This window comes from Arthrobacter sp. NamB2, from assembly GCF_005281365.1.
Taxonomy (GTDB): domain Bacteria; phylum Actinomycetota; class Actinomycetes; order Actinomycetales; family Micrococcaceae; genus Arthrobacter_D.
In genome coordinates this window covers 166,991-191,646 of sequence record NZ_SZWI01000003.1, presented here as the reverse complement: position 1 = coordinate 191,646, position 24,656 = coordinate 166,991, and the positions used below count along the sequence as shown (strand labels likewise).

29 protein-coding genes and 1 riboswitch are annotated in these 24,656 nt (G+C 67.8%); of the genes, 16 read left to right on the top strand and 13 right to left on the bottom strand.

What is annotated here, in order from left to right:
• Positions 1–53 precede the first annotated feature (53 nt).
• From FDK12_RS07405 to FDK12_RS07365, 9 genes are all read left to right on the top strand, one after another.
• Positions 54–1,061, top strand: coding sequence for a Bug family tripartite tricarboxylate transporter substrate binding protein (locus FDK12_RS07405; RefSeq protein ID WP_137368977.1), 1,008 nt, complete (start codon positions 54–56; stop codon positions 1,059–1,061).
• A 3-nt stretch (positions 1,062–1,064) separates the two neighbouring features.
• Positions 1,065–1,607 (top strand): tripartite tricarboxylate transporter TctB family protein, encoded by a 543-nt coding sequence (locus tag FDK12_RS07400; protein WP_104118595.1) that lies wholly within the window; start codon positions 1,065–1,067, stop codon positions 1,605–1,607.
• A complete protein-coding gene (locus FDK12_RS07395) occupies positions 1,600–3,246 on the top strand; it encodes a tripartite tricarboxylate transporter permease (RefSeq protein ID WP_137368976.1) in 1,647 nt (548 codons plus the stop codon). The genes FDK12_RS07400 and FDK12_RS07395 overlap by 8 nt, the downstream gene beginning before the upstream one ends.
• A complete protein-coding gene (locus FDK12_RS07390; protein WP_137368975.1) occupies positions 3,243–3,638 on the top strand; it encodes a universal stress protein in 396 nt (131 codons plus the stop codon). The genes FDK12_RS07395 and FDK12_RS07390 overlap by 4 nt, the downstream gene beginning before the upstream one ends.
• 220 nt (positions 3,639–3,858) lie before the next feature.
• Complete coding sequence (locus FDK12_RS07385; protein ID WP_189636292.1) at positions 3,859–4,395, top strand: GAF domain-containing protein; 537 nt, start codon at positions 3,859–3,861, stop codon at positions 4,393–4,395.
• Between the two features lie 59 nt (positions 4,396–4,454).
• Positions 4,455–4,886 carry a hypothetical protein gene (locus FDK12_RS07380; RefSeq protein WP_137368973.1) on the top strand — a complete coding sequence of 144 codons (432 nt, stop codon included), beginning with the start codon at positions 4,455–4,457 and terminating at the stop codon, positions 4,884–4,886.
• A gap of 88 nt (positions 4,887–4,974) precedes the next feature.
• Positions 4,975–5,736, top strand: a complete 762-nt coding sequence (locus FDK12_RS07375) for an ABC transporter permease (RefSeq protein WP_262983290.1) — start codon at positions 4,975–4,977, stop codon at positions 5,734–5,736.
• A gap of 59 nt (positions 5,737–5,795) precedes the next feature.
• Positions 5,796–6,815 (top strand): LLM class flavin-dependent oxidoreductase, encoded by a 1,020-nt coding sequence (locus FDK12_RS07370; protein ID WP_137368972.1) that lies wholly within the window; start codon positions 5,796–5,798, stop codon positions 6,813–6,815.
• 225 nt (positions 6,816–7,040) lie between these two features.
• Entirely contained in the window at positions 7,041–7,958 is a 918-nt protein-coding gene (locus tag FDK12_RS07365; protein ID WP_137368971.1) for an alpha/beta hydrolase family protein, read from the top strand.
• Between the two features lie 123 nt (positions 7,959–8,081).
• Here FDK12_RS07365 and FDK12_RS07360 read toward each other — a convergent pair whose 3' ends face one another.
• The 3 genes from FDK12_RS07360 to FDK12_RS07350 all read right to left on the bottom strand — a co-directional run bounded on the left by FDK12_RS07360 (position 8,082) and on the right by FDK12_RS07350 (position 10,794).
• Positions 8,082–8,810: a GAF and ANTAR domain-containing protein gene (locus tag FDK12_RS07360; RefSeq protein ID WP_189636291.1), complete on the bottom strand. Its 729-nt coding sequence runs from the start codon at positions 8,808–8,810 to the stop codon at positions 8,082–8,084.
• Positions 8,811–9,076: 266 nt separating this feature from the next.
• Entirely contained in the window at positions 9,077–9,787 is a 711-nt protein-coding gene (locus FDK12_RS07355; protein ID WP_137368969.1) for a GAF and ANTAR domain-containing protein, read from the bottom strand.
• 89 nt (positions 9,788–9,876) lie between these two features.
• Positions 9,877–10,794: a hypothetical protein gene (locus FDK12_RS07350; RefSeq protein ID WP_137368968.1), complete on the bottom strand. Its 918-nt coding sequence runs from the start codon at positions 10,792–10,794 to the stop codon at positions 9,877–9,879.
• 105 nt (positions 10,795–10,899) lie between these two features.
• On the opposite strand from FDK12_RS07350, the gene FDK12_RS07345 reads away from it, so the two are divergent.
• The 4 genes from FDK12_RS07345 (at position 10,900) to FDK12_RS07330 (ending at position 14,624) form a co-directional block, all read left to right on the top strand.
• Positions 10,900–11,538, top strand: coding sequence for a maleylpyruvate isomerase family mycothiol-dependent enzyme (locus tag FDK12_RS07345; protein ID WP_137368967.1), 639 nt, complete (start codon positions 10,900–10,902; stop codon positions 11,536–11,538).
• A 165-nt stretch (positions 11,539–11,703) separates the two neighbouring features.
• A riboswitch (SAM riboswitch) is annotated at positions 11,704–11,819 on the top strand.
• A gap of 157 nt (positions 11,820–11,976) precedes the next feature.
• On the top strand, positions 11,977–12,864 hold the full coding sequence (locus tag FDK12_RS07340; protein ID WP_137368966.1) for a MetQ/NlpA family ABC transporter substrate-binding protein: 888 nt from the start codon (positions 11,977–11,979) through the stop codon (positions 12,862–12,864).
• Positions 12,865–12,936: 72 nt separating this feature from the next.
• Positions 12,937–13,965: a methionine ABC transporter ATP-binding protein gene (locus FDK12_RS07335; protein ID WP_137368965.1), complete on the top strand. Its 1,029-nt coding sequence runs from the start codon at positions 12,937–12,939 to the stop codon at positions 13,963–13,965.
• Positions 13,965–14,624, top strand: coding sequence for a methionine ABC transporter permease (locus FDK12_RS07330; protein WP_137368964.1), 660 nt, complete (start codon positions 13,965–13,967; stop codon positions 14,622–14,624). The genes FDK12_RS07335 and FDK12_RS07330 overlap by 1 nt, the downstream gene beginning before the upstream one ends.
• Positions 14,625–14,819: 195 nt before the next feature.
• Here the strand turns inward: FDK12_RS07330 and FDK12_RS07325 are convergent, their stop codons facing one another.
• The 3 genes from FDK12_RS07325 to FDK12_RS15445 all read right to left on the bottom strand — a co-directional run bounded on the left by FDK12_RS07325 (position 14,820) and on the right by FDK12_RS15445 (position 16,192).
• Entirely contained in the window at positions 14,820–15,137 is a 318-nt protein-coding gene (locus FDK12_RS07325; protein WP_137368963.1) for an STAS/SEC14 domain-containing protein, read from the bottom strand.
• A gap of 89 nt (positions 15,138–15,226) precedes the next feature.
• Positions 15,227–15,631, bottom strand: a complete 405-nt coding sequence (locus FDK12_RS07320; RefSeq protein ID WP_137368962.1) for a hypothetical protein — start codon at positions 15,629–15,631, stop codon at positions 15,227–15,229.
• A gap of 282 nt (positions 15,632–15,913) precedes the next feature.
• Entirely contained in the window at positions 15,914–16,192 is a 279-nt protein-coding gene (locus FDK12_RS15445; protein ID WP_411266158.1) for a DUF3592 domain-containing protein, read from the bottom strand.
• A 236-nt stretch (positions 16,193–16,428) separates the two neighbouring features.
• On the opposite strand from FDK12_RS15445, the gene FDK12_RS07315 reads away from it, so the two are divergent.
• Positions 16,429–17,238: a hemerythrin domain-containing protein gene (locus FDK12_RS07315; protein WP_137368961.1), complete on the top strand. Its 810-nt coding sequence runs from the start codon at positions 16,429–16,431 to the stop codon at positions 17,236–17,238.
• Positions 17,239–17,380: 142 nt separating this feature from the next.
• Entirely contained in the window at positions 17,381–17,545 is a 165-nt protein-coding gene (locus tag FDK12_RS15040) for a hypothetical protein (RefSeq protein WP_189636310.1), read from the top strand.
• Here the strand turns inward: FDK12_RS15040 and FDK12_RS07310 are convergent.
• On the bottom strand, positions 17,542–17,784 hold the full coding sequence (locus tag FDK12_RS07310) for a hypothetical protein (RefSeq protein WP_104118614.1): 243 nt from the start codon (positions 17,782–17,784) through the stop codon (positions 17,542–17,544). The genes FDK12_RS15040 and FDK12_RS07310 overlap by 4 nt on opposite strands.
• 149 nt (positions 17,785–17,933) lie before the next feature.
• Entirely contained in the window at positions 17,934–18,380 is a 447-nt protein-coding gene (locus FDK12_RS07305; protein WP_137368960.1) for a hypothetical protein, read from the bottom strand.
• A gap of 74 nt (positions 18,381–18,454) precedes the next feature.
• On the opposite strand from FDK12_RS07305, the gene FDK12_RS07300 reads away from it, so the two are divergent.
• The gene (locus tag FDK12_RS07300) at positions 18,455–19,267 is read left to right on the top strand and encodes an SDR family oxidoreductase (protein ID WP_137368959.1); all 813 of its coding nucleotides are present in this window, start codon (positions 18,455–18,457) and stop codon (positions 19,265–19,267) included.
• A gap of 18 nt (positions 19,268–19,285) precedes the next feature.
• Here FDK12_RS07300 and FDK12_RS07295 read toward each other — a convergent pair whose 3' ends face one another.
• From FDK12_RS07295 to FDK12_RS07275, 5 genes are all read right to left on the bottom strand, one after another.
• On the bottom strand, positions 19,286–20,206 hold the full coding sequence (locus tag FDK12_RS07295; protein ID WP_137368958.1) for a carbohydrate ABC transporter permease: 921 nt from the start codon (positions 20,204–20,206) through the stop codon (positions 19,286–19,288).
• A 47-nt stretch (positions 20,207–20,253) separates the two neighbouring features.
• On the bottom strand, positions 20,254–21,219 hold the full coding sequence (locus FDK12_RS07290) for a carbohydrate ABC transporter permease (RefSeq protein ID WP_137368957.1): 966 nt from the start codon (positions 21,217–21,219) through the stop codon (positions 20,254–20,256).
• Positions 21,219–22,526, bottom strand: a complete 1,308-nt coding sequence (locus tag FDK12_RS07285; protein WP_137368956.1) for an ABC transporter substrate-binding protein — start codon at positions 22,524–22,526, stop codon at positions 21,219–21,221. The genes FDK12_RS07290 and FDK12_RS07285 overlap by 1 nt, the downstream gene beginning before the upstream one ends.
• Positions 22,527–22,691: 165 nt before the next feature.
• Positions 22,692–23,666 carry an aldo/keto reductase gene (locus FDK12_RS07280; RefSeq protein ID WP_137368955.1) on the bottom strand — a complete coding sequence of 325 codons (975 nt, stop codon included), beginning with the start codon at positions 23,664–23,666 and terminating at the stop codon, positions 22,692–22,694.
• 248 nt (positions 23,667–23,914) lie between these two features.
• Positions 23,915–24,559: a ScbR family autoregulator-binding transcription factor gene (locus FDK12_RS07275; protein WP_137368954.1), complete on the bottom strand. Its 645-nt coding sequence runs from the start codon at positions 24,557–24,559 to the stop codon at positions 23,915–23,917.
• Positions 24,560–24,656 lie beyond the last annotated feature (97 nt).

Below are 24,656 nucleotides of genomic sequence, written 5' to 3'. Positions count from 1 at the left end.
AGCAGTGGTGACCCGCATCACATCTCGCAGCACATCTCAAGGAAGAGAACATCATGACGATCGATCGCACAACGGCGCGCCGTTCGACCCTCACAACCCTCGCACTCGTCTCCGCGCTCGCCCTCTCGGCCTGCAGCTCGATGACGCAGAGCACCACCGCCTCGGACGCCGAAGGCACCATCGAGAAGCTCAACATCGTGGTACCCGCTGATCCCGGTGGCGGCTGGGACCAGACGGGCCGCGCCATGGAGACGGACCTCAAGGAGAACGAGCTGGTAGGCAACGCCTCCGTGGTCAACGTCGGTGGTGCCGGTGGCACCAACGGCCTTGCACAACTCGCCACGGAGACCGATCCCGACACCCTGATGGTGATGGGCTACGTCATGGTCGGTGCGGTCGAGACGAACAACGCAGCCAACCGCATCGAGGACACGACGCCGATCGCCCGCCTCACCGAGGAGCCCCTCGTGATCGTCGTCCCCGCGGACTCGCCCTACCAGACGATGCAGGACCTCCTCGACGACATCGAGGCCAAGGGCCAGGGCGTCTCGATCACGGGCGGTTCGGCCGGCGGCGCCGACCACATCCTCGCGGGCAGCGTACTCAAGGAAGCCGGCATCTCGCCCGACAACCTGAACTACATCCCGTACTCGGGCGGCGGCGAGTCCCTCGCGGCACTGCTCGGCAACAAGGTCAACGCGGGCATCTCCGGTGTCGGCGAGTACGCGGAGCAGGTCGAGGCCGGAAAGCTGCGCGCCCTCGCGGTCTCGGGCGAGGAGGCCGCGCCCCAGCTGCCCGACACCCCGACCCTCACCGAGGAAGGTATCGACCTGGTGCTCACCAACTGGCGCGGCGTCGTCGCGCCCGGGTCCATCGACGAGGCGCAGGCGGAAAAGCTGACCCAGCTCGTCACCGACCTGCACGAGACCGACACCTGGAAGGCCACCCTCGAGAAGAACAACTGGTCGGATGCCTTCCTGGCGGGCGAGGAGTTCCAGACCTTCCTCGACGAGGACATCGCCAGCGTCAAGACCACCCTCACCGACATCGGACTGCTCTAGGCCATGAGTACCTCCGTCCAGAACGCCCCCGGGAGCGGCACGTCCGCCGCTCCCGGCAAGCCGATCGGTGAGCTGGTCTTCGCGCTCATCATCGTCAGCATCGGCGTCGTCGGTTTCGTGGCGGGCGCCGGTATCCAGACGCCGCCGTCGGCCAGTGACATCGGCCCGCGTGCCTTCCCCTTCGCCGTCTCGGCACTGCTCGTCGTCGTCGGAGCGGGCCTGGTGTTCCAGGTGCTGCGCGGCCACCGGGGTGCGGCGGACGAGGGGGAGGACGTCGACCCCGACGCGAAGACCGACTGGCTGACCGTCGGGAAGCTCGCCGGGTTCGTGTTGCTGCACGCGTTCCTGATCGTCCCGCTCGGCTGGCCCGTCGCGGCGGCGATCCTCTTCTTCGGAGCAGCATGGTCCCTCGGGGCCCGCCCCTGGTGGCGCAACCTCGTGACGGCCATCGTCCTCGCCCTCGTGCTGCAGTTCGTCTTCGGCGGGCTGCTCGGCGTCTCCCTGCCCCCTGGTTTCCTCGAAGGGATCGGTGTCTTCGGTGGATAACTTCTTCATGCTGATGGAGGGCTTCGCCACGGCGATGCAGCCCATCTATCTCCTCTTCGCGCTCGGCGGCGTGCTCGTCGGCACTGCAGTCGGCGTGCTGCCGGGCATCGGCCCGGCCATGACGGTCGCCCTGCTCATGCCGATCACCTACAGCCTCGAACCGACGGCGGCGATCATCGTCTTCGCGGGTATCTACTACGGCGGCATGTACGGCGGGTCGACGACGTCGATCCTGCTGAACACACCCGGAGAATCGTCCTCGATCGTCACGGCGCTCGAGGGCAACAAGATGGCCAAGGCCGGCAGGGGAGCGGCGGCGCTCGCGACGGCGGCTGTCGGCTCCTTCGTGGCAGGCACCATCGCCACGGTCCTGCTGAGTTTCGTGGCTCCGTTCGTGGCGGCCTTCGCGGTGCAGATCGGCCCGGTCGAGTACGTGGCGCTGATGGTCGTGGCCTTCCTGACGGTCGGTGCGCTGCTCGGCTCGTCCGTGCTGCGCGGCCTCGCGTCCCTCGGCCTCGGCCTGTTCATCGCACTCGTCGGCTTCGATTCGCTCACCGCCCAGCAGCGCTACACCTTCGGCAGCCCGTTCCTCGCGGACGGGATCGACGTCGTCCTCGTGGCGGTCGCACTCTTCGCCGTCGGCGAGGCCCTCTACGTGGCGTCGCGCCTCCGGCACGGGCCGATCAAGGTCATCCCGGTGACGGGCGGCTGGACCAGCTGGCTCCGCAGGGACGATCTCCGCCGGTCCTGGAAGCCCTGGCTCCGCGGCACGCTGATCGGTTTCCCGGTCGGTACCATTCCTGCCGGCGGCGCCGACGTCGCAACGTTCCTCTCCTACGCCTCGGAGCGCAAGCTCGCCAAGGGCGAGAACAAAAAGCAGTTCGGCAAGGGAGCGATCGAGGGCGTCGCCGGTCCGGAGGCCGCGAACAACGCGGCTGCCGCCGGTGTCCTCGTGCCACTCCTGACGCTCGGGATCCCGACGACGGCCACCGCCGCCATGATGCTCGTGGCCTTCCAGCGTTACCAGATCCCGGTGGGGCCCCAGCTCTTCGAGTCGAACAGTGCGCTCGTCTGGGCGCTCATCGCGAGCCTCTACGTGGGCAACCTGATGCTGCTCGTCCTGAACCTTCCGCTCGTGGGCATCTGGGTCAAGATCCTGCAGATCCCGCGCCCGTATCTCTACTCGGGCATCCTGGTGTTCGCCGTGCTGGGCGCCTTCTCGGTGAACTTCACCCCGATCGACGTGATCATCCTGTTGATCGTCGGCATCCTCGGGTTCTTCATGCGGCGCTTCGGCTACCCGATCGCGCCGATGGTGGTGGGCCTGATCCTGGGCCCGATCTTCGAGAGCCAGCTCCGCAGGTCGCTGGCGATCTCGCAGGGCGATCCCGTCGCCCTCGTGCAGTCGCCCGTCGCGGCGACGATCTACGTCGTCCTCATCGTGATCTTCGCGCTGTCCTTCCTGCTCAAGCGCCGCCAGCGCCAGTTCGAGGCCATGGTGGCCGCGAACGCCGACGCCCCCGACGTCGTCCGCGGGTCGGCGGCCGGGCCTGAAGCGGTCGTCGCACCGGCGGCGACCGGCACATCCACCAGCAGGTCCACCAGCGCGACCCCCGACCGAGAGGACAACGACCGATGAGCACCATCGTGGTGGGCTACGTGCCCAACGCCCTGGGGGATGCGGCCGTCATCGAGGCGGTCGCGGAGGCACGACGGCGGAACGCAGCCCTCGTGGTCATCAACACCACGCGCGCGGACCGGCTCGTCAATCCGGCCTACGCCGACTCGGAGGACGTCTCGAAGCTGGAGGTCATGCTCGATGCCACCGGCGTGCCGTACTCCGTGCGGCACAGCATCTCCGAAGCCACTGCGGCGGAGGAGGTCGTGGACACGGCGGAGGAACTGGATGCGGAGTTGATCGTGATCGGCCTGCGGCACCGCACGCCGGTGGGCAAGCTGATCATGGGCTCGACGGCCCAGACGATCCTGCTCTCGGCGCGCTGCAATGTCCTGGCGGTAAAACTGCCCTGATACAGCGGGAAGGCCTACGACGGCGGACAGCTCCGGAAGGGGTGGTCCGCCGTCGTCGTCGTACCTCATGTCCTGACCGTCCCCACGGCAAAAGTTCTCCAAACCTTGCGTCCCGCGAACCCCTAGTGACGCTCGGATTGAGGTTGAGGGTGGAGTATTGAGGTATCCGGTTGCCTTGAGCACGGAATCACGACCACACCGAACCGAGCGGAACTCCTTCTTGCCCTTTCTCTCCTCCTCCGGGGAACCAGCCCGACCGGTCCTCCCGAAGTCCCTGCCTGCATCCCGCGAGTTCGAGCGGCAGCGGCTTCGATCGCTCGAGCGGTCCGGTCTCCTCGACTCGGGCGACGACGAGCGGTTCGACCGGCTCACGCGCAAAGCCTGCGCCCAGTTCAAGGTGAGTACGGCGATCATCTCCCTCCTCGACGCGGATCGGCAGTACCTCAAGTCCTTCGTCGGTTCCTTCCCGCGCAACCTCCGGAGGGACGAGGCGTTCTGCAATGTCACCATCGTGGGTGAGGACCTGCTCGTGGTACCCGATCTCCGGGCGGACGAACGGTTCCGGGACAATCCCCTCGTGGTCGGCGAGCCCTTCGTGCGCTTCTACGCCGGGGTGCCCCTGCGCGGACCGGGCGGCTGGTTCGTGGGGAGCATGTGCATCCTCGATACGATGCCGCGTGAGCTCCACGGACGGGAACAGGAGCGCCTCCGTCGACTGGCCGACGAGGTCGAGCTCGAGATGAACACCCGCCGCTGATCCTCGTGCCGAGCCGGACGCCGGCTTCCCGCAGTCCGGCCGCGCCCTACAGTGGGAGCATGCGCCTTACCCGGAACCCGAACCGACCGCCCGGCCAGCAGTGGGGCGCCGTCGCCGTCGTGGCAGTCCTGGCGGCCGGTCTCTGGTTCGGCTGGTTCGGGTGGGATACCGAGTACCAGTACGACGCGGCCACCGGCAGGACGACCGGACCCTACGAGGTGTGGCAGGGAGCCGGAGCTCTTCTCTGCGGTGTCGTGGTGGCGGCGCTGGCCTACCGGCTCCTGCGCTTCGCAGCGGCGTTCCTCGTGCTCCCGGCCTTCTTCACATTGGCCTGGATCATCACGGCGGCGGCTGCTGATTCCTCGGGGCTCTGGGTCATCGGCGCGGTGCTCGTCGCTGCCGGGTCCGCACTCGGCGCGGGGCTGCTGCTGGGCATCGCCGCCACGCTGAACGCGGTCCTCCGCCGGCGGTGCCCCGGTGCAGCCCGCTGAGCCGGTCGCGTCCTGGAATGGCGTATGACGTGACCAGCTGCTTCACGGCAACCCGGCAGGCGGCGCGGACGACGGTCGGAGCGGCCTCGTGACGTCCGTCGGAGGAACGCTCGCCGTGCTCGCACCGACTGCGGGCGCCGTCGTCCTGCTCATGGTGATCACCGTCGGGGTCCTCACCTGGTCGAGGTCGCCCCACCGGTTCGCCCCGGCGCTCGCCGTCATCCGTGGGGCAGTGCAGCTCGGACTCATCAGCCTCGTCCTGGGCGGGGTCATCACGAGTCCGATGTGGGTGGCCTGTGCGCTCCTGGTGATGTTCACCGTCGCCGCGATGACGGCGACCCGGCGCATCGGGTTCAGCCGTGAGCACTTCGCCCTCATGGCACTGGGCATGGCGCTGGGCGTCGTCGTGACACTCGTGATCGTCTTCGCCACGGGCGCGATCGAGGCCCAGCCCCGGTATCTGCTGGCGCTCGGTGGAATCGTCATCGGCAACACCATGTCCATCGCGACCCTGGCCGGGCGCCGCCTGCGCGAATCGACGTCCGAGCGATGGGACGAGGTGGAGGGCTGGCTGGCGCTCGGTGCCACCCCCCGGCAGGCCACGCTCGACCTCGCACGCGCTGCCGTCTATTCGGCCCTGATCCCCTCGACCGACCAGACGAAGACCACCGGTCTGGTCACGCTGCCGGGCGCATTCGTCGGCGCCATCTTCGGCGGCATCTCACCCCTGGAGGCGGGTCGCTTCCAGATCGTCGTCCTCGCGTCGATCATGGCAGCGGGTGCACTGACCGCCGTCGTGCTGGTACGTGGGCTGGCGCCGGCGACCCTCAGGCCGGACGCGCCGGACTGATCGGGGGACGACGCCGGGACCCCGGGAATGCGGCGCGCTCCGCCAGCGCTTCACCGGGCATGAAGAAGATCGGTTTCCTGTCATTCGGGCACTACCAGGACGTGCGGGGCTCGCGCGTGCCCACCGCACGCGAGGCACTGGTCCAGGCCGTCGAACTCGCCGTCGCAGCGGAAGAGCTCGGCGTCGACGGCGCCTACATGCGCGTGCACCACTTCGCGCCGCAGTACTCGGCGCCGTTTCCGCTGCTGGCCGCCATGGCCGCCCGGACGAAGACCATCGAATTGGGAACCGGCGTGATCGACATGCGCTACGAGAACCCGCTCTACATGGCCGAGGAAGCGGCCGTCACCGACCTCATCAGCAACCGCCGCCTGCAGCTCGGGATCAGCAGGGGATCGCCCGAGACCGCCATCGACGGCTCGCGTTCGTTCGGCTACGTCCCGGAGGAAGGCACCACGGACGCCGACCTCGCGCGGGACAAGGCCGCCCTGTTCCGACGGGCGATTGCAGGGCACGGCGTCGCCGACGCCAATCCGCGCATGACCGGCAGCACAGGCAAGCTGCCGATCGATCCGCTCTCGCCCGGACTGTCCGAGCGCATCTGGTGGGGATCCGGCACCCGTGCGACAGCGCAATGGGCGGGAGAGCAGGGGATGAACCTGATGAGTTCGACGCTCCTGACGGAAGACACCGGTGTGCCGTTCGACGAGTTGCAGGCCGAGCAGATCGAGATCTTCCGGAAGGCGTGGGCGGACGCAGGCCACGGCTGGGCGCCGAGAGTCTCGGTCAGCCGCAGCATCCTGCCCATCGTCAGCGAGAGGGATGAGTACTACTTCGGTCTCCGCGCGCAGCAGGAATCGACGGACCAGGTGGGCATCCTCGACGGCGCGCGGTCCCGCTTCGGTCGCAGCTACATCGGGGCGCCGGACGTCATCGCGGAACAGCTCGCTGCCGATGCCGCCGTCCAGGCTGCCGACACATTGCTCGTGACCATCCCGAACCAGCTCGGCGTCGACTTCAACGCTGCGCTCCTGGGGAACATCGTCCAGCTCGTCGGGCCGGCGGCAGGGCTGCGCTGACGGACGGGCTTACCGAGCCAACCTGTCACCGTCTCACGAGGGTGGAGGAAAGGCCAGAGTCCACGGAATTTGTTGTCGCAGCGGGGGCCAGGAACCTAGCGTGGTGCGCGAATCGGCCTCCCCGGCACTGCATCGCCGAGGGCGCGAGTACTCCCACGGCCACCCGAGACCTGTCCCACCATCCCGTCGCGACGCCTGTTCGCCACCTCCCGGAGGAGCTCTTCCTTGAGATCGATCCGCTTCACCCGCACCGCAGCCACGACCGCCGCCGTAGCGTCACTCCTCCTCGGTACCGCGCTCAGCGGCTCCGCGGCAACCCTTCCCGCGGTGTCGACCGGTGACGGCTCCGCCGCCGTCATCACGGCCAACCCGTACGAGCGCGGGCCCGCTCCCAGCAGGGCGAGCATCGAGGCGCCACGCGGTAGCTTCGCGACCGCGACGACGACGGTATCGCGCTTCGCCGCCGGTTCCTTCGGTGGCGGGACCATCTACTACCCGACATCGACGACGTCGGGTACCTTCGGTGCCGTGGCGATCTCCCCGGGCTATACGGCCGCGCAGTCGAGCATCTCCTGGCTCGGGCCTCGCCTGGCGTCCCAGGGATTCGTGGTCATCACCATCGACACGCTGTCCCGCTACGACCAGCCCGCGGAGCGCGGTGACCAGCTCAACGCCGCACTTACCTACCTGACCCGGTCCAGCGCCGTCCGCGACCGTATCGATCCCTCGCGGCTTGCCGTGATGGGACACTCGATGGGCGGAGGCGGCACCCTGGAGGCGGCGAAGGACAACCCCGCGCTCCGGGCCACGATCGGCATGACCCCCTACAACCTCGACAAGAGCTGGCCCGAGATCACGACGCCCAGCCTGATCATCGGAGCGCAGAACGACGACGTCGCCCCTGTCAGCCGCCACTCCATCCCCTTCTACAACGGGCTGACCAGCCTGCCGCAAAAGGCGTACCTCGAGTTGCGGGGGGCCTCGCACTACGCCCCGAACACCAGCAACACCACGATCGCGTCCTCCAGCATTCCCTGGCTGAAGCGGTTCGTGGATGACGACCTGCGGTACTCGCAGTTCCTCTGCCCCGCGCCGACGGTCAGCACGGCCATCTCGGACTACCGGACCGACTGCGGCTACTGATCCATCCGAGGGTGGCGGAGGACCGACGGCCGGCACTGAATTCCCGGCCTCCCCGCACCGCGGGCGGGGAAGCTGTCAGTCGCGGTCGCGGTCGGTCGTGGTCGATGGAGTGCAGCCGCAGTACTACCGGGAATCAGCCCCACGGGAAGCAGGGCCACTCGTCAGCTCCGCCGCGATCTCGGCCACGGACCGCCGGTCGCGCTCGGCTCGCGCGACCAGTTCTCGGAAGGCCGCCCGGTCATCCAGGCCGAGCTGCGCCATGAGTATCCCCTTGGCCATGCCGACACGGTCCCGCATCTGCAGGGCCGCCGAGAGTTCGGAGCGGATCTGCTGGGGCGTCTCCCTGGTCTGGACGTGACTCAGCAGGGTGGCTGCCGGTACGGCGAAGCGGGTGAGGGCTCGCTCCGTCGTGTCGTCGAAGGCTCCCGCCTCGGTCGAGTAGACCTTCATCGCCCCGATCGTCGTGCGTCCCTGGATGAGCGGCACGCTCTGGCAGGACCGGACCGACATCGCTGCCGCGGCCGAGGCCCAGCGTGCCCAGGCCTGCCCGGGGGAGGTCGTGTCGTCCGACCGTGCGGGCTGCCCGGTAGACCAGGCGCTGAGGCAGGGTCCCTCGGACAGTTCGTACTGCAGCTCGTCGGCCCGCTTGACCAGGTTGTCCGTTGCGCCGGTGCTGGTCCTCCGACCATGGTGGATGAGGGAAACACCAGCGCCGGTGGCGCCGGGGATCAGATCCCGGGCAGCTTCGGCCAGAAGGTCAACGGCGTGCTGCACTGTTTCTTCGGTGAGGAGATGCCCCCGAACACGGCCGAAGACGACGGCGAGTTCGTTGAGGGTGGGCTCGGATTCCACAATAGGCCTCGAGAAGTCCTGAAGCCGGGCAGGCCGGCGATGCACGGCGCCCACTTCTAGACGTCGTTCAAGATAGTCACTGCTGTGCGCCGGGGGCAAATCCGCCGGCGGCTCACGATCGCCGGTACCTGCGTGACCCGCCGGCCGATCCGCTGGTGTCCGGCCCGGATTCGACGACGGACCCTGCATCGAGGCGGCTGCGCGCAGGACCGTCGATGTCGTGGCTCGCGCGATCGACTTCGCGTACCCGCCCGTTGGCCCGGCGCCTAGGACCGCTCGCTGGCGGACCGGATGACGCGCTCCGCGACCAGCCGCAGCTTCATGTTCCTGCTGCTGGAGGCACGCTGCAGGATGGCGAACGCTTCGTCCTGCGAGCACTTGTTCTGGAACATGATGATCCCGGCGGCGGTGTTGATGGTCCGCCGCGAAGCCAGTGCGGCCTCGAGGTGGTGCTGCTCTTCGCCGGTCGTGGCAGCGCGCAGGGCGAACCTGAGGGATGAGGACGCGGCTTCGGCGAGGGCTTCGGCAGCCTGGACACTGGCAGGGGGGAAGCCGTCCGGACGCGGGCAGTACAGGTTCAGGGCAGCCCGCCCACTGTCGTCGAGGGGGAAGGACACGCCGAGGATGGACCGGACGCGGGAGCTGTCGAGCTTGCCCAGGTAGGCAGGCCAGCGCGTGTCGGTGGAGGTGTCTGCGCAGTAGACCGGGCGCTGCGTCTCGGCCGCCTCGAGGCAGGGCCCCTCGCTGAACCGGTTCTGGAACTCGTCCGCGTGCCGGCCGACGTCGTCACTCGCGGCCAGTGTGCCTGCCCTTCTTCGCCGTACCAGGGTGATGGCACAGGACACGTCGCCCGTCGTCGACAGTCTGCGTGCTGCGATGAGGGCTAGTTCGTCGAGGAACTGCTGGATACCCGCGGTCTCGGTCAAGAGGGCGAACAGCTCGTCGTTGATATCGCTCAGAACTTCTTGCTCGGTCATGGTTTCTTCCCGGCCCGACGAATACCGCTGATGTCGTTCCACTCTACGCCGGGCCGGCAACGCCTGATTTCTCCCGCAGTGCCGAATGGTCACCCCAGTTCCTCGAGGAGAGCCTCTGCTGCTTCTTCCTCGTCCCTCGCCTCCTTCAGGGAGCGACCGGCCTCGGCCGCCTGTTCGTCGAGCCCTGCCGCCTGGCCGTCGACGTCGGCGAGTTCACGCTTCAGGATCTCCAATCGTTCGTTCAGGTCCTCGATGGTTGCCGTCAGTCCATCACGGCGAACGGAGAGCCGCTCGAGCCGCCGGCGGATGCCGGATGCCTCTGCCTCCACCTCGGCTGATGCTTCACGGGCTGCGTCGAGCCGGGCCTGGGCCTGACGGCGCCGGTGCGCAAGCGACAGCTGCTGCGCCTTGCGTGATCCATCCGTGGCGCCGGTCGGCGTCCCTGCATTGGCCTGCGGATCCCGGCCCTCGTCGTCGGCGTCGGCTGCGGTGGACGGCGGGTCGAAGGGTCCCGCCACCGCCCCCTCGAGGTCCACCGGGTCCCAACCGGTAGCCTCCAGCGTCCGCACGAGGCGGCCCGTGAGCACCGCTGCTGCGGCGGCGGGATCGGCGAGGGCGGCTCGCAGGGTCTGCTCGACACCGGGGAGGGCGGCGGCCCCGACGTCGTGTCCCACCTCGGCGGCCGCATCGAGGGATTGCCGCGCGACGGCGGCGAGGAGGCGCTGGCGTTGCTGGCCGAGCGCGTTCAGCTGGGCTCGGTCCAGGCTGACCTGCGCCGCCTTGAGCGACGCGCCGAGCTCCAGCACCTGCTCCACCTCATCCCGGCGGCGATTGACGAGTACGTTGACGAGCCAGGCCGCCGACGCCGGCTTCGGCAGCTTGCGCAGCGTCCCGGCGAGCGTCTTGTCGCCGTGCTGCGTAGCCTGCTTCGCAGCGGTGTTCCGAGCAGCGGTGAACTGGTCCAGCGGCAGGGCGTAGAGCCTCGCCACCTCCTCCAAGAAATCCATGTCTGCTGCATCCTCCCGATGACTACCGTGCAGTGCTCTGGTGCTCCCGCACCCCGGATGGAACACTGCTCCTGTCACCGTACGGCCAACCAGGGAGCCCCTACCATGCAACCAGATGAGATAGCGGTGGCGGTGAGAGCCGAACGGCAGCACCTGTGCGGCTTCCTGGAGACACTCGACGACGCCGAGTGGACCGCACCGTCCCTGTGTTCTGCTTGGACCGTGCGGGAGGTGGTGGCCCACCTGACGATCCCGACCAGGGCGTCGGTGGGATTCCTCGTCGTGGCGGCCATCAGAGCTCGCGGCAATTTCCACCGGATGATCGCGGATACCGCGCGCATCCGTGCGGCGAGGTTCACCGCGGCCGAGCTCGTCCAACAGTTGCGCGAGAGCGCGGAGTCCTCCCGGCGCATCCCGGGCAGCGCTCCCATGGACCCGTTGACCGACCTGCTCGTGCACGGACAGGACATCGCCCAGGCGCTCGGCCGCGCCTACCGCGTGCGCCTCGACGTCGCCGTTCCTGTGCTGACCTACGTCGTGGGGAACCGGATGCTGGGCGCTCCCGAGCGGCTTCTGGGACTCGAGCTGGTCGCGACCGATGCGGAGTGGTCATCGGGTGAGGGGCTCCGGGTGGAAGGGAGCGTGAAGGACCTGCTCCTCGTCGCGGCCGGCCGTCCGGTCGGGCTCGCGCGGCTGACCGGCCCCGGCGTGGAACGGCTGGCCGGGCGGCTGGACGGACGATAGGACACCGCGGCCGGCCTTCCCGGCTGTCCCGTTCGACGCCGGAGGCGCCCGGGTATATCAGTTCCCTCGTGTGGGCACCAGCACGAGGGACGTGCACGTCGTTTGTGACGTAGCGAGCCGGTTCATTTTGACCGGTCCCGAGCCGTGAATTAGCGTCGGATGAAGAATCAAGAGTTCCAGCCACAGGCCCTGGCCGGTTGGACAGCAACCCTCTCCCGTAGTGGGGTGCTCCAGGTGAAGATTCGGCCGCCGAGATATTTTCCGGTTGGCAAGTACGGCGTTTCCGGAGCTGCTCAAGCGGTGATGGTTTGCGCCCGCACTACATGGAAGCAAGCCAGCGTGCCGCGGTCGGGTAGTTCCTCCGAGGTGCACAACGCCTTCCGGCGGCGGCACCAACGGCTTGCTCGTTCCGTTCCCGATGTTCGAGAAAGAAGACCAATGATTCACTCCCGCAGGCTTTTGGCTATCGCCGTCGTCCCGTTCCTTGCAGTGACCGTCGCGTGCGGTTCCTCGGCAGCCAGTTCCGAAGGAGGGGACGAGAAAGTGCGCCTCGGCGTCGTCGGGGCCAGTGACCCGGAATGGGCCATCCTCACCGATGCCGCTGCCGAGGAGGGCATCGACCTCGAAGTGGTCGACTTCGCCGAGTACACGCAGCCGAACCCCGCGTTGACGGAGGGCGACCTCGATCTCAACCAGTTCCAGCACCTCGTCTACCTGGCGCGCTACAACGTCTCCAGCGGCGAAGAACTGACCCCCGTCGGATCGACGGCGATCTACCCGCTGGGGCTGTACTCCACGAAGCACGGTTCGGTGGAGGAGATTCCGGAGGGTTCGACGGTTGCTGTTCCCAATGACGAGAGCAATCTTGCGCGTGGCCTCCTCGTTCTCCAGTCCGCAGGACTGGTTGTGCTCAAGGACGGCGGCAGCGCGTTCTCCACGATCGACGACATCGACGAAGAGGCCTCGAAGGTCACCGTCACCACGCTGGACGCGTCGCTCACCCCGACCTCCCTTCCCGACGTCGCGGCGGCGATCATCAACAACGACTTCGTCCAGGACGCCGGGCTCAGCTTCGACGACGCCATCGCGAAGGACGATCCCGCGGATCCTGCTGCGGCTGCCTATGTGAACGTCTTCGCCTCCCGTGCAGGCGAGGAGAACAACGAGACCTACCAGAAGCTCGTGAGCATCTACCAGGACACCCAGGAAGTCCTCGATGCGGTGCAGGAGACCTCGGGCGGTACCGCCGAGTTCCTGAAGGTCCCCGTGGAGGAGCTGAAAACGAGTCTGGACACCGTCGAGGAAGACACGAAGGCCCAAGGCTGACGATTCGTTTCCCCTCGGTGTGGCCGGCCGGTGATCCTGGCCGGCCACACTACTACTCCAGCTAGGAAGACCATGCCACTCATCTCACTGCGGAACGTCACCAAGAGCTTTCCCCCGGGACGCCGCGGCGATCCCCTTGTCCATGCCATCGACAACGTCAGCCTGGACATCGAGGCAGGGGAGATCTTCGGGATCATCGGGTACTCCGGAGCAGGCAAGAGCACGCTGGTCCGATTGATCAATGCCCTCGAGAAGGCCACGAGCGGCGAGATCGTCGTCGACGGACACCAGGTCACGAAGGTTCCTGACCGCCAGTTGCGGACACTGCGCCTGGACATCGGCATGATCTTCCAGCAGTTCAACCTCTTCAACGCTAAGACTGTCTGGAACAACGTGGCGTATCCCCTCCGCGTCGCGGGCAGGACGCGGGATGAGATCCAGGCCCGCGTCACCGAGCTGCTGGACTTCGTGGGGCTCGCGGACAAGGCCTCGAATTATCCCGAGCAGCTCTCCGGCGGGCAGAAGCAGCGCGTCGGCATCGCTCGCGCCCTGGCGACCTCGCCCAAGATCCTCCTCGCCGACGAGGCGACGTCGGCCCTTGATCCTGAGACCACGCACGAAGTGCTCCGGCTCCTGCGCCGGGTCAATGAGGAGCTGGGGATCACCATCGTGGTCATCACCCACGAGATGGATGTCATCCAGACCCTCGCCACCAAGGTGGCGGTCATGGACGGAGGACGCATCGTGGAGCAGGGAGAGGTGTTCGACGTCTTCTCCAATCCCCGCGAGGCGTCGTCCCGACGGTTCGTCTCCACGGTGGTGCGCGGAATCCCGTCGCCCGACGAACTGTCCGTCCTCCGCGAGCGGCATACCGGGCGCATCGTCACCTTCTCCTTCCGTGACGGCGACTCCTCGCAGGCATCTGTCTTCCTCGAGCTGGCCGCCGCGGGCGTGGAGTTCGAACTCGTCTACGGCGGGATCAACGACATCCGCGGACGTGCCTTCGGTCACCTGACCCTTGCCCTGACCGGACAGGACGCCGTCATCACCTCGACACTGCAGACCATGGCCGGCCGGATCGCCGTGAAGGAGCTTGCCTGATGGAAGACCTCATTCCCCTGACCCCGCAACTCTGGGAAGCCACCTACGAGACGCTCTACATCGTCGGGCTGAGCCTCCTCTTCGGAGGTCTGGGTGGGCTCCTCCTGGGTATCGGCCTCTACACCACCAGGTCCGGCAGCATCCTGGGCAACCGCGCGGTGTTCCGTACCTTGAACGTCATCGTCAACATCTTCCGGCCGATCCCGTTCATCATCTTCCTGGCGGCCGCCCAACCCCTCGCCCGGGCGGTCACGGGAACCGGAATCGGCAACAGCGCGATCATCTTCACGCTGTCACTCGCGGCCACCTTCGGCATCAGCCGGATCGTCGAGCAGAACCTGCTGACCGTCCAGCCCGGCGTCATCGAAGCGGCGCGGTCCGTCGGGGCCGGACGCCTGCGGATCATCCTGACCATCCTCATCCCGGAGGCCCTGGGACCCCTGATCCTGGGCTACACTTTCATCTTCGTGGCCCTCGTCGACATGTCAGCAGTGGCCGGAAGCGTCGGTGGCGGTGGACTGGGCAACTTCGCCATCCAGTACGGCTACCGGCAGTTCAACCCGGTGGTGACCTGGGCCGCGGTCATCGTGATCGTCCTGCTCGTCCAGGCCGTCCAGCTACTGGGCAACGTCTTGGCTCGCCGAGTACTCAGGCGCTGATCGCCTCGGGCCGGCAGGACGCCGTCCGCCTGTGAGCTGCCCGGGGACCGCCGGCGTGTCGGCGGCGGTCCTGTCACCGCGGGTTGTGCCCTGCCGCTGCCAGCTGGGTCGAGGACCTGCTCCGCGCCACTGGCATCGTGGCAGTGCTGAGCCGCCCGCCATGCGTGGTCGCTCCGGCCAGGCCGGCCCCGACGGCTACTCCCCGAGGAGGTAACCCGCGAGCCAGGCGACGGCGTCCGGCTCGGACGAGAAGAGCCTGGTCGAGTGGATGGCGCGGGAGCTCTGCGCCGCCAGCACACGGTCCACGGGGGTGTCACCCAGCATTGCTGCGGCAAGGACACGATGATCGTCCGCGAATGCATAACTCGCGGCGGCGCTGATGCTGAAGATTCCGCCCAGGTCGATCAGGATCGCATAGGGCACGCTGTCGACGAACAGGAAGCTGCTCTCCAGCACGTCCTGTGCATCCTCAACCTCCACGATCGTGCCCGGCTGCCAGGTCAGACGGATCATCCCGTCGTCGAGTCTGGTCAGCCGGCCTCTGCCTCCTGCGACCAGCATCGATTCCGCTGTCACTCCAGATCACCCATCGAAGTCCCCGTTCAGTTCAGTGAGGCCGCGTTTGCCGAGCGTGCTCCTCGTGGCACAGTCCGTTCCCTCACCAGCCACCAGACGCCGTCAGGCGTGTACCCCCGCTGGTGGCCGATGCTCGCCTGGTACGCCTCGGACGCCCGTGTGACGAGGTTCCGGTGCACCCATTCCCGGACAGAGTCCCGTGCAACGCGCTCCGACGGCTGCCGCTCGAATGCGTCCTGGGGCAGGCGGACCGCGATCCCGAACGGGCCCCGGAAGTCGCCCCGGCGTCCTTCGAAGTGCGCGGTCAGCAGGCCGGAGCGGACCTCCACCGATACCAGGCTCAGATTCCTGACCTCCGGGCAGTGCGCGAAGGCCTCTTCCGCCGCCTCGACGTACTCCTCGTGGCGGGTCCTCGTCAGCACAACGGTCACAACCCAACTCCTCCTGCAGGCATGCTTCTCTTCCGGGGGTCCATCCCCTTCGACACCCTCTTCGGAGCCGCAGCCCGAACGGATGGGAACGGGCGGTCAACACGCAGCAGTGCTCGTTGTGCCTACTGCAGGAAAGACCGGAACAGGGCCAGCCCCACCACCCGAAGAGCACACAGAGGAGTCCGGTCGACAGCCGCTGGCGGGCGGCGGGGACGGTTACGGCTGACCGGGCAGAATCAGCGAGAACGGGAACGATCAAAAAGACACCCGTGATGTCCATGGTCATTCCGGGAAGAGGCCGATGAAGAAATAGAACGCCAGCGCGGTTGCCCCCAGGAAGGGAATGGCGCACCCGAGCGTCTGGCGGGTCTGGGACGACTGGTGGAATGACTGGGAGGGACTCGTCGGGTTATAGGCCACCTCGATGGTGCGTCCGGGAACGGTACCTGGCCGCTGGGGATCTCCGACTGGCCCGCAAAGACCGTCCCGTGGTCGTCCACGAACCGGTATGCGGGGTAATAGCGGCGCCTCGGGGTCAACCCGCCAGCATCGCTGCTCCATCCCATGACATGCCCGGTGATGGTGGCAGCTGTGCGCGGCCAGGCGGCGACAGCGCGCTCCTGCCGTCGCGTCGTACGTATCGCGTGGCATTGAAGAAGCGGTCGGGCGGCGATTATAGGTATGCGTACCGCGAGGCGACAGGCCGAAGTGTCCCTGTGTTCGTGACCCGGCGACGGGTACAGATGGAGAAGGTGCGGGAACGGCCCCACCCGACGCTCACAGCCCAGGGAGAATCGTTGTACACCTCGGTCGCAGACCAGACCACCGACCAGCTCGGCGGACCGCTCAGTGTCCTCGTGCGGCAGAAGCGTGACCACGTGAAGCTCAACGGGCTGCTCGAGGAACTGCGCGGGACGTCCGGGGAAGCACAGGCGTCCGTGCTGCTCGACGTCTACCGCCTGGTGTTTCCTCACGCCTTCGCGGAGGAGTCCGTCCTCTGGCCCGTCATGCGCCGGGTACTGCCCGACGGCGGCGAACTCACCCTCGAGGTGGAACGCGAGCACCAGGAGGTCAACGAGCTCGTGACGACACTCGAGGGACTCGAGGACGGCTCGCCGGAACGGGCAGACGTCCTGGCGCGGCTCGTGGAGGTCCTCGACGATGACGTCCGCGACGAGGAGGACGCGCTGTTCCCGCGGCTTCAGGCTCGGGTCTCGCGGAGGGAGTTGCAGGTGCTGGGCGTGCTATGGGAAGCAGTCCGGAGCATCGCCCCGACACGTGCCCATCCCGTCGTGGCCCGGCGGCCGCCCGGCAACGTGGTCGCCGCTCTGCCGCTGTCGGTGCTCGACCGGGCACGCGATGTCGTGGACCATGCCGTCCTGCGTGCTCCGGAGCGGTTGGCGCCCCTGCTGCACGGGACGAGTTCGGTGCTGGCACGAGCCTCGCACAGCGTGGAAGTGCTTCCCATCATGCGATCAGGTGAGGATCCCTCCACTCGGTTCATCGGGGGCAGGCCGCCGTTCCCCTGGGGGACCGTCGTCGTAGCCGCCGCCGCTGCCGGCCTGGCTGCCGCCGCGATCCGGTCGACCGCCGGGCGTCGGTCCTAGCGCTTCGCATACCGTCCGTCCACCACCACGCCGTATAACGGGTGGCACGTGGCGCCGTCGGACCGAACCGGTGTGTACTGGGGCGACAGCGGTACCCGCACGCTGCAATCGACGGCGGCCGCGGACCTGATGCGAGGAGAGGATGACACCGATGGACACCCGATGCCCCACGTGCGGCTCCGACCTGCTGGAACTGGGCGAGGACCAGTGGCCCGCCGAGGGGCCCGTGCCCGCCGGAACGATCGCGGTCTTCCAGTGCGAGCAGAACCACCGCGTCACCGTCGGGACGTCGCAGGTTCAGGCCTAGGCGGTTCCCCGAGCTCCGGCATCCGCATCCTCGATGATGCGAGTGAGCTCGTCCCGCAGCGCCTCGGCCTCGCGGACGGTGAGTTCGAGGCGTTCACCCTGTTCGACCCAGCCGACGCTGACCAGCGGCCGTCCCTGACTGTCCTCGGAGCTGGACAGTCCGACAGCGAGCGCCCGCCCGCCGGTCTGCGTGACGTCACCGACGATCAGCTCGCCGCCGTCATCCTGTGCAATTGCCATGGCTTCACTCCTTCGTCGGGCTGACCGGTTTCCTCCCATGCTAGGCGCGTGCGGGACGGCGGTGTCCAGTACCGGTCCGTCGCGCACGTCGGGCTTGCGACGTGTCCGTCCAGCCAGGGTGCTGGCGCGTCACCTGCCGGTGCGTCGATTCAGCCGGCATCCGCAGGACGGATTGCGAGATTCGGGTGCAGCAGCTCGAAGCCCTCGTCCCTCAGCGCATCCCGATCGATGTCGTCCGGCAGCAGTACCGCGGTGACCCTGCTGTCGCGGATCGTCGCCCCCGCCGTTCCGCGCTCGAGCGGTGCGCACTCCAACCCGACGCCGATACCCTCCTCGACGAGCAGGCAGACGGCGTCGCTTCCGCTGCCCGGCTCCGGCGTCGCCGCGAAGTACTCGACGCCGTCACGCTGCGCGAGGAACCGGGTGCTGCCGAGGTCCACTCCGTCGAGGTCCGTCCGGATGGTCGGGATGTCCTGGTCGGACTGTTCCTGCTGCAGGAGGCCCAGTACCGGGCCGGTCGAACAGCCGGTGACACAGAACGCAAGGAGGGTCACGACAGCCACCACGAGACTGGAACGGACGGGCAGCGTGGGCATGCGTCTCCTCGATAGGTTGCTGGACGGCAGGTGGTGCTTCCAGCCTAGCGGCGGGTGCCACCTAGGCTGGGGCCATGGATTCCTCGAAGCCACTGTCCGGACGTACGTTCGTCGTCACCGGGGTGAGCCGCCGCAAGGGCATCGGCTACGCAGTAGCGTCCCGCCTCGCAAGCATGGGTGCCAGCCTCTACCTGCACCACTACGCTCTGCATGACGCCGAGCAGCCCTGGGGCGCGGACAGTATCGAGGACGTCACCGGCGGCATCCGTGCTCGATTACAGGACGGTGCGGCCCTCGCCGACGGCGGGATCGACCTCGGCCGGCACGACGGCGGGGAGCGGCTGATCATGCAGGCACGTGACGCCCTGGGCCACCTCGACGGACTCGTCTGCAACCACGCGAGGAGCGGGGGAGACGGGCGGCTCGCGGATATCTCCTCGTTGGAGCTCGATGCGCACTGGCAGGTCAACACGCGCTCCACCATCCTGGCCACGAAGCACTTCGCGGAACAGCACGACGGGCGCGAGGGTGGCCGCGTCATCTGGATGACCTCGGGCCAGGTCAGCGGCCCGATGACCGGCGAGATCGCCTACGCTGCGTCGAAGGCCGCGCTCGCCGGACTGACCGCGTCCGTGGCCGACGACCTCGTGGACCGGGGCATCCTGCTCAACACCGTGAACCCCGGACCGGTCAATACGGGCTACCTCGACGACGACACCGCCGACCGCCCGCTTGACACACTCCGAGAGGTTCTCGACCATTTCCCGTCCGGTCGGTTCGGGGAACCCGACGATCCTGCGCGCCTCATCGCCTGGCTGCTCAGCGATGAGGGCCGCTGGATGGTCGGTCAGGTCCTCAGCACGGAAGGTGGCTTCCGGAGGTGGTGAAGCCCTCCCGCTGATCCATCACCGGATGCCGCTGCGGGCAAGGCCCTGCACGAAGTACTTTTGGAAGGCCAGGAACATGATGATGATCGGCGTGATCGAGACCAGCGCCAGAGCCATGATGGCGCCGTAGTCAGCGCCGTACTGGCCCCGCAGGTACAGCAGGCCGATGGGGAGCGTGAACAGCTGGCTGTCCTTGAGCGCGATCAGCGGCCATGCGAAATCGTTCCACTGGTACATGACCGTCAGCAGCACGAGGACCGCGATGAGCGGTCTGCACAGCGGCAGGACGATCTGCAGGAAGATCCGGAGCGTACCGGCGCCGTCGACCTTCGCGGCCTCGATGAGTTCGTCCGGTATGGCGATGATGAACTGCCGCGCGAGGAAGATCCCGAAGGCCGAAGCCGCCGATGGGAGGATGACGGCCCAGAAGGTGCCGTAGATGCCGAGTTCGGTGACGAGGCGGAACTGCGCCACCATCAGCACCTGCACGGGGATCATCATGGTGCTCAGCACCAGGAGGAAGATGGCACCTTTCCCACGGAAGTCCAGCTTGGCGAACGCATAGCCCGCGAGCAGGTTCACGCTGACCGTCAGGACCGTGACGATCGCGGTGATCACCACCGAGTTCCCGAACCAGGTCGACGTGGGGAAGCTGCCGAACACCGTCCTGAAGTTGTCGAGCGTCCACGAGGACGGCCAGATGCGCAGCTCGCGGCTGAAGACGTCAGCGTTCGGGGAGAAGGCGAGGGTGACCATCCAGTAGAGCGGGAACATCATCACCAGTCCGACGACGACCGCGGCGACGAGGCGGGCGACGGCCGATGCCCGCTGGGCCGGTGGCACGCGCTTGGTGCGCGGGACGAGAGCGGCGGGGCCGACGTCGACCGCGGCCGGCCGGGCCGGAGCGCTATTGCCCTGCGCGGAAAGTGGGTGAGCCATCGGCACTCCTGTCCTGGTCGTCCGGGGGCGGGCGGTCGTCCTGCGTGTCATCCCGCGGTGTCGCGTGAACGGTTACTGCGCCACTGGATCGCCGTGAAGGCGAGGGTGAGCAGGAAGATCACGATGCCGATCGCCGCAGCATAGCTCTGGTCGCGCGTCACGAATCCGTTCTCGTAGGCGTAGGTGACGAGCACCGACGTCGAGCGTCCCGGGCCGCCCCCCGTCATCACGAAGATGGTGTCGAAGACCTGGAAGGAATAGATGACGTCCATGATCAGCAGGAAGAAGGTGGACGGACCGACGAGCGGCACGGTGAGGTACCGGAACTGCTGCCAGGATCCGGCGCCCTCGAGCCGGGCGGCCTCGTAGAGTTCGGGAGAGATGCCCTGCAGGCCCGCCAGGTAGATGACCATGTTGAATCCCACGCGGATCCAGAGGGTCACCAGGATGATCGATGCGAAGGCCGCGGAGCCCTGCGACTGCCACGGGACGGTAGCCAGGCCGCCCTCGCGCAGCAGCTTGTTGATGATGCCCGTCGCCTCGTCGAACAGCAGCACGCCCATGAGTGCGGTAGCGACGCCCGAGATCACCATCGGCAGGTAGATGAGGGTGCGGAACAGTTTCCGCACGGGCAGCACGGAGTTCATGAGCACAGCGAGGCCCAGCCCGAGGGCCAGGCTCAGGGGGACGGTGATGAGGGTGAACACGGCGGTGTTCCACGCGGACTGCCAGAACGTGGAGTCGGCGACGAGGCGCTGGTAGTTCTCGAGTCCCACCCAGCCGCTCGCCCCGAAGCCGCCCGATTCCTGGAAGCTGATGAGGAACGCCCAGCCCAGGGGCAGGAACAGGAAGATACCCAGCAGGATCAGGTTGGGTCCGAGGAAGCCGTAGGAGGTCAGGGTGGCCCGCCTCTGCCGGGAGGTCCTCCCGGGCTGCACGGCGTAGGTCGCTGCCGGGGAGGACGGCGGCCCTGTGTCGGTCGACTCCTCCCGGGCGGAGGTGCCGGCGGACATCAGCCGAGTGCCTCATCGACAGCGGCCGCGATGTTCGCGAGGGTCTTCTCGACGGGCTGCCCCTGGGTGAATGCCGCTTCCAGCTCGTCCCGCATCTTCGGGTTGATCGCAGCCATGGCGGGGGAGGTGAGCTGCTGGACGTCGCCGGGCTCCAGGGTGGTGGCCTGCTCGACGAAGATCCCCGCGATGTCCGGACGCGTCTGGTAGTCCAGCTCCGTCCCGACCAGGCTGTTCAGGGTGGGCAGCTCCATGGCACGCGCGCAGAAGTCCGACATCTGGTCGGGCTGCGTCATGAACTTCAGGAACTCCGCCGCGAGGTCGGGATTGCGGGCATTCTTCGTGGCCACGAGGGCATTGCCGCCCAGATCGCAGGCACCGCGTTCGTCGCGTGGCAGGTAGGTGGCTCCCCATTCGAAGTCCTTGACCGCCTCGTCGAGGCTCGGCAGGACGAAATTGCCCACGAACGCCATCGCCGTCGAACCGGCGGCGAACGCGTTGTCGGCGTAGGTGGAGGACTTCACCGAGCTGCTGGGAGGGACCAGCCCGTCGGTGAAGAAGTTCTGCGTGAACGACAGGGCCTTTGCTCCCGCATCGGATTCGATGGCGGGCCCGGCGAGGTCCTCGTCGAAGAGGCGGCCGCCCGCCTGGAACAGCCAGCTCAACCACCGCGTGGACCCGCCGAGCTGCCAGTTGTAGACGAAGGGGTAGAGGTCCTGGGGCAGGGACCCGCGGAGCTGCTCGGCGACCTGCCGGAACTCGTCCCAGGACCAGGCGGATTCGAGGCTGTCCGGGACACTCGTGATGCCCGCCTGCTCGAAGAGATCGGTGCGGTAGACGAGGGCGGAGGTATCCGTCTGGTGGGGCACGCCGTACGGTTTGCCGTCGTACTGCACGGCCTGCCACATCGCGGGGAGGAATTCTTCGCTGGCCGCGGTGTCGAAGAAGCTACTGAGGTCGAGGAGCTGGTCCTGGCTGCTGTAGGCGCCGATGGTGCCGTAGTCCACCCGGAACAGGTCCGGTGCGGTGCCGGCCTGCAGCTGGGCGTCGATGTTCTGGAAGATCTGTTCGTAGGGCACGAGATTCAGTTTCACGTCCACGCCCGCATTGGCGGCCTTGAAGGCGTCGATGCCGCGGCGGAAACCCTCCTCCTCGGCCGGACTGCCCCAGGTGGTGAAGGTGAGGGTGTCGGCCCCGCCCTCGTCGCCGTCGTCGGTCCCACCCCCCGAGAAACCTGCACAGCCGTTGAGGGCGGCTGCTGCTGCAAGGAATCCTGCTCCGCCGAGAATCTGCCGTCTGGAGATGGTCATCGTGGTGCCTTCCGCGTCGGGGTGATGACAACCTACAGCACCCCTGCACTCGCGCTCACCCCCTTGTGTCCGAGCGTCTCCTGCAGTAGTGGCCACTGCCGACTGCCCATGGCGCCTGTCGGCCGAGGAACGGCCGGCGTGGGTGCCGACGTCGGATCCCCGACGTCAGAATCCGACGACGGGATGAGGTACGTAGTGCTCCTCGAGGGCATGGACCTCGTCCTGCGTCAGCTCGAGTTCGAGTGACGCGAGCGCGTCGTCCAGGTGGCGCGGCTTGCCCACGCCCACGATGGGCGCGGACACGACGGGATTGCGCGACACCCAGGCGAGCGCGACCTGTGCGCGGGTCACGCCGCGCGACTGCGCCACGGCCCCGACGGCGTCCGAGACGCGGCGATCGGAATCGAGCGTGCCGTAGAGGCTCTTGCCGAACTGGTCCGTCTCCGAGCGCGACGTCGTCTCGTCCCAGGGCCTGGCCAGCTTGCCGCGCGCGAGCGGGCTCCAGGGCAGCACACCGATGCCCTGGTCGGCGCAGAGGCCATACATCTCGCGCTCCTCCTCGCGGTTGATCAGGTTGTAGTGGTCCTGCATCGAGACGAAGCGCGTCCAGCCGTTGAGGCGCTGCAGGTACAACGCCTTCGAGAACTGCCAGGCGTACATCGAGGACGCGCCGATGTAGCGCACCTTGCCTGCCCTGACCACGTCGTGCAGGGCCTCGAGGGTCTCCTCGAGCGGGGTCTCCGGGTCGAATCGGTGGATCTGGTACAGGTCCACGTAATCGGTGCCGAGCCGGCGGAGGCTGTTGTCGAGCTCGGCCAGGATCGCCTTCCGGGACAGCCCGGCTCCGTTGGGGCCCTCGTGCATGCGGCCGTGGACCTTCGTGGCGATGACCGTCTCCTCACGGCGCGTGAAGTCAGCCAGCGCGCGTCCGACGATCTCCTCGCTGGATCCGTCCGAGTAGACGTTCGCTGTGTCGAAGAAGTTGATGCCGGCCTCGACGGCCGCCTTGATCAGCGGCCGGCTCTCGTCCTCAGGCAGGGTCCACGAGTGGTTCCCGCGATCCGGAGTGCCGTAACTCATGCAGCCGAGGGCGAGCGGCGAGATGCCGAGGCCTGTCGATCCGAGTTTCACGTAGCGCATGATCACCTTTGCTGTGTCGGAGGGCTTTCCCTCACCCTAGTCCGACGGGCGCTGCGAGACGGGGGAAACCAGCCGCCTGGACCATCGGGGCCGGCACAGGGCGGGCGACCCGCGGACGCCGTTCGCGTCCGCGGGTGCCCGCAGGCGGGATCCCTCGGGATCGGGGAGGGAGCTTCCCCCACGGAGCCCCTGCCATGCCAAAAAGAAGAGTATCCCCTCGCGCTCACAAAACAAACCGGACAACCGGTTTACGGGGTCTGCTCCTCGCGCAACAGCGCGACGAGGCGCGGGATGTCGTGATGCCTGTCCGCTGCCATCACGCCGGGCAGCAGCAGCTGCCACAGATCCCGCAGCCGGTCGAAGACGTCCTGCCGGCCGGTCAGGATGTTGGAGACCATCTGCACGCCTGTATAGGCACCGACGATGAGGAGGGCGAAGGCCTCGGTATCAAGATCCGCGCGCAGATCGCCGTCCTGCTGGCCCTCCCGCGCGAGCTCGCCGAAGCGCATCGCCCAGTCCAGGTACGGCTGGCGGACATCGTGGCCGAAGGCGGAAGCCTCGAAGGTCAACCGGATGCCAGCGCGCATCACGGGGTGCTCCATGAGCTGCACGGCGAAACCGCGGCAGGTGAGGATCATCGTCTCGAGAGCGGGCCGACCGAGTGCCTGCACCCGCGCACCGGCAGCGGAGGCGATCGCGTGCTGCTCCTCGATAACAGCGACAGCGAGGTCTTCCTTGGCGGTGAAATGGAAGTAGAGCGCGCCCTTGGTCACCCCGGCGCCGGTGGCCACGGCGGCCAGCGAGGCGCCCCCGTAGCCCTGCTCCTCGAACACCCTGGCAGCAGCGCGGATGATGGCGGACCGCGTGGACCGGGCACGCTCCTGCTGTGCCATCAGGTGCTCCGGGCGGGCGGCGCGTACCCGCCGGATCCCGGCGTCGTTCCCGACCCCTCCGGTTCCGGGCGACTGCGTGAGGATCCCGGGGAAGGGT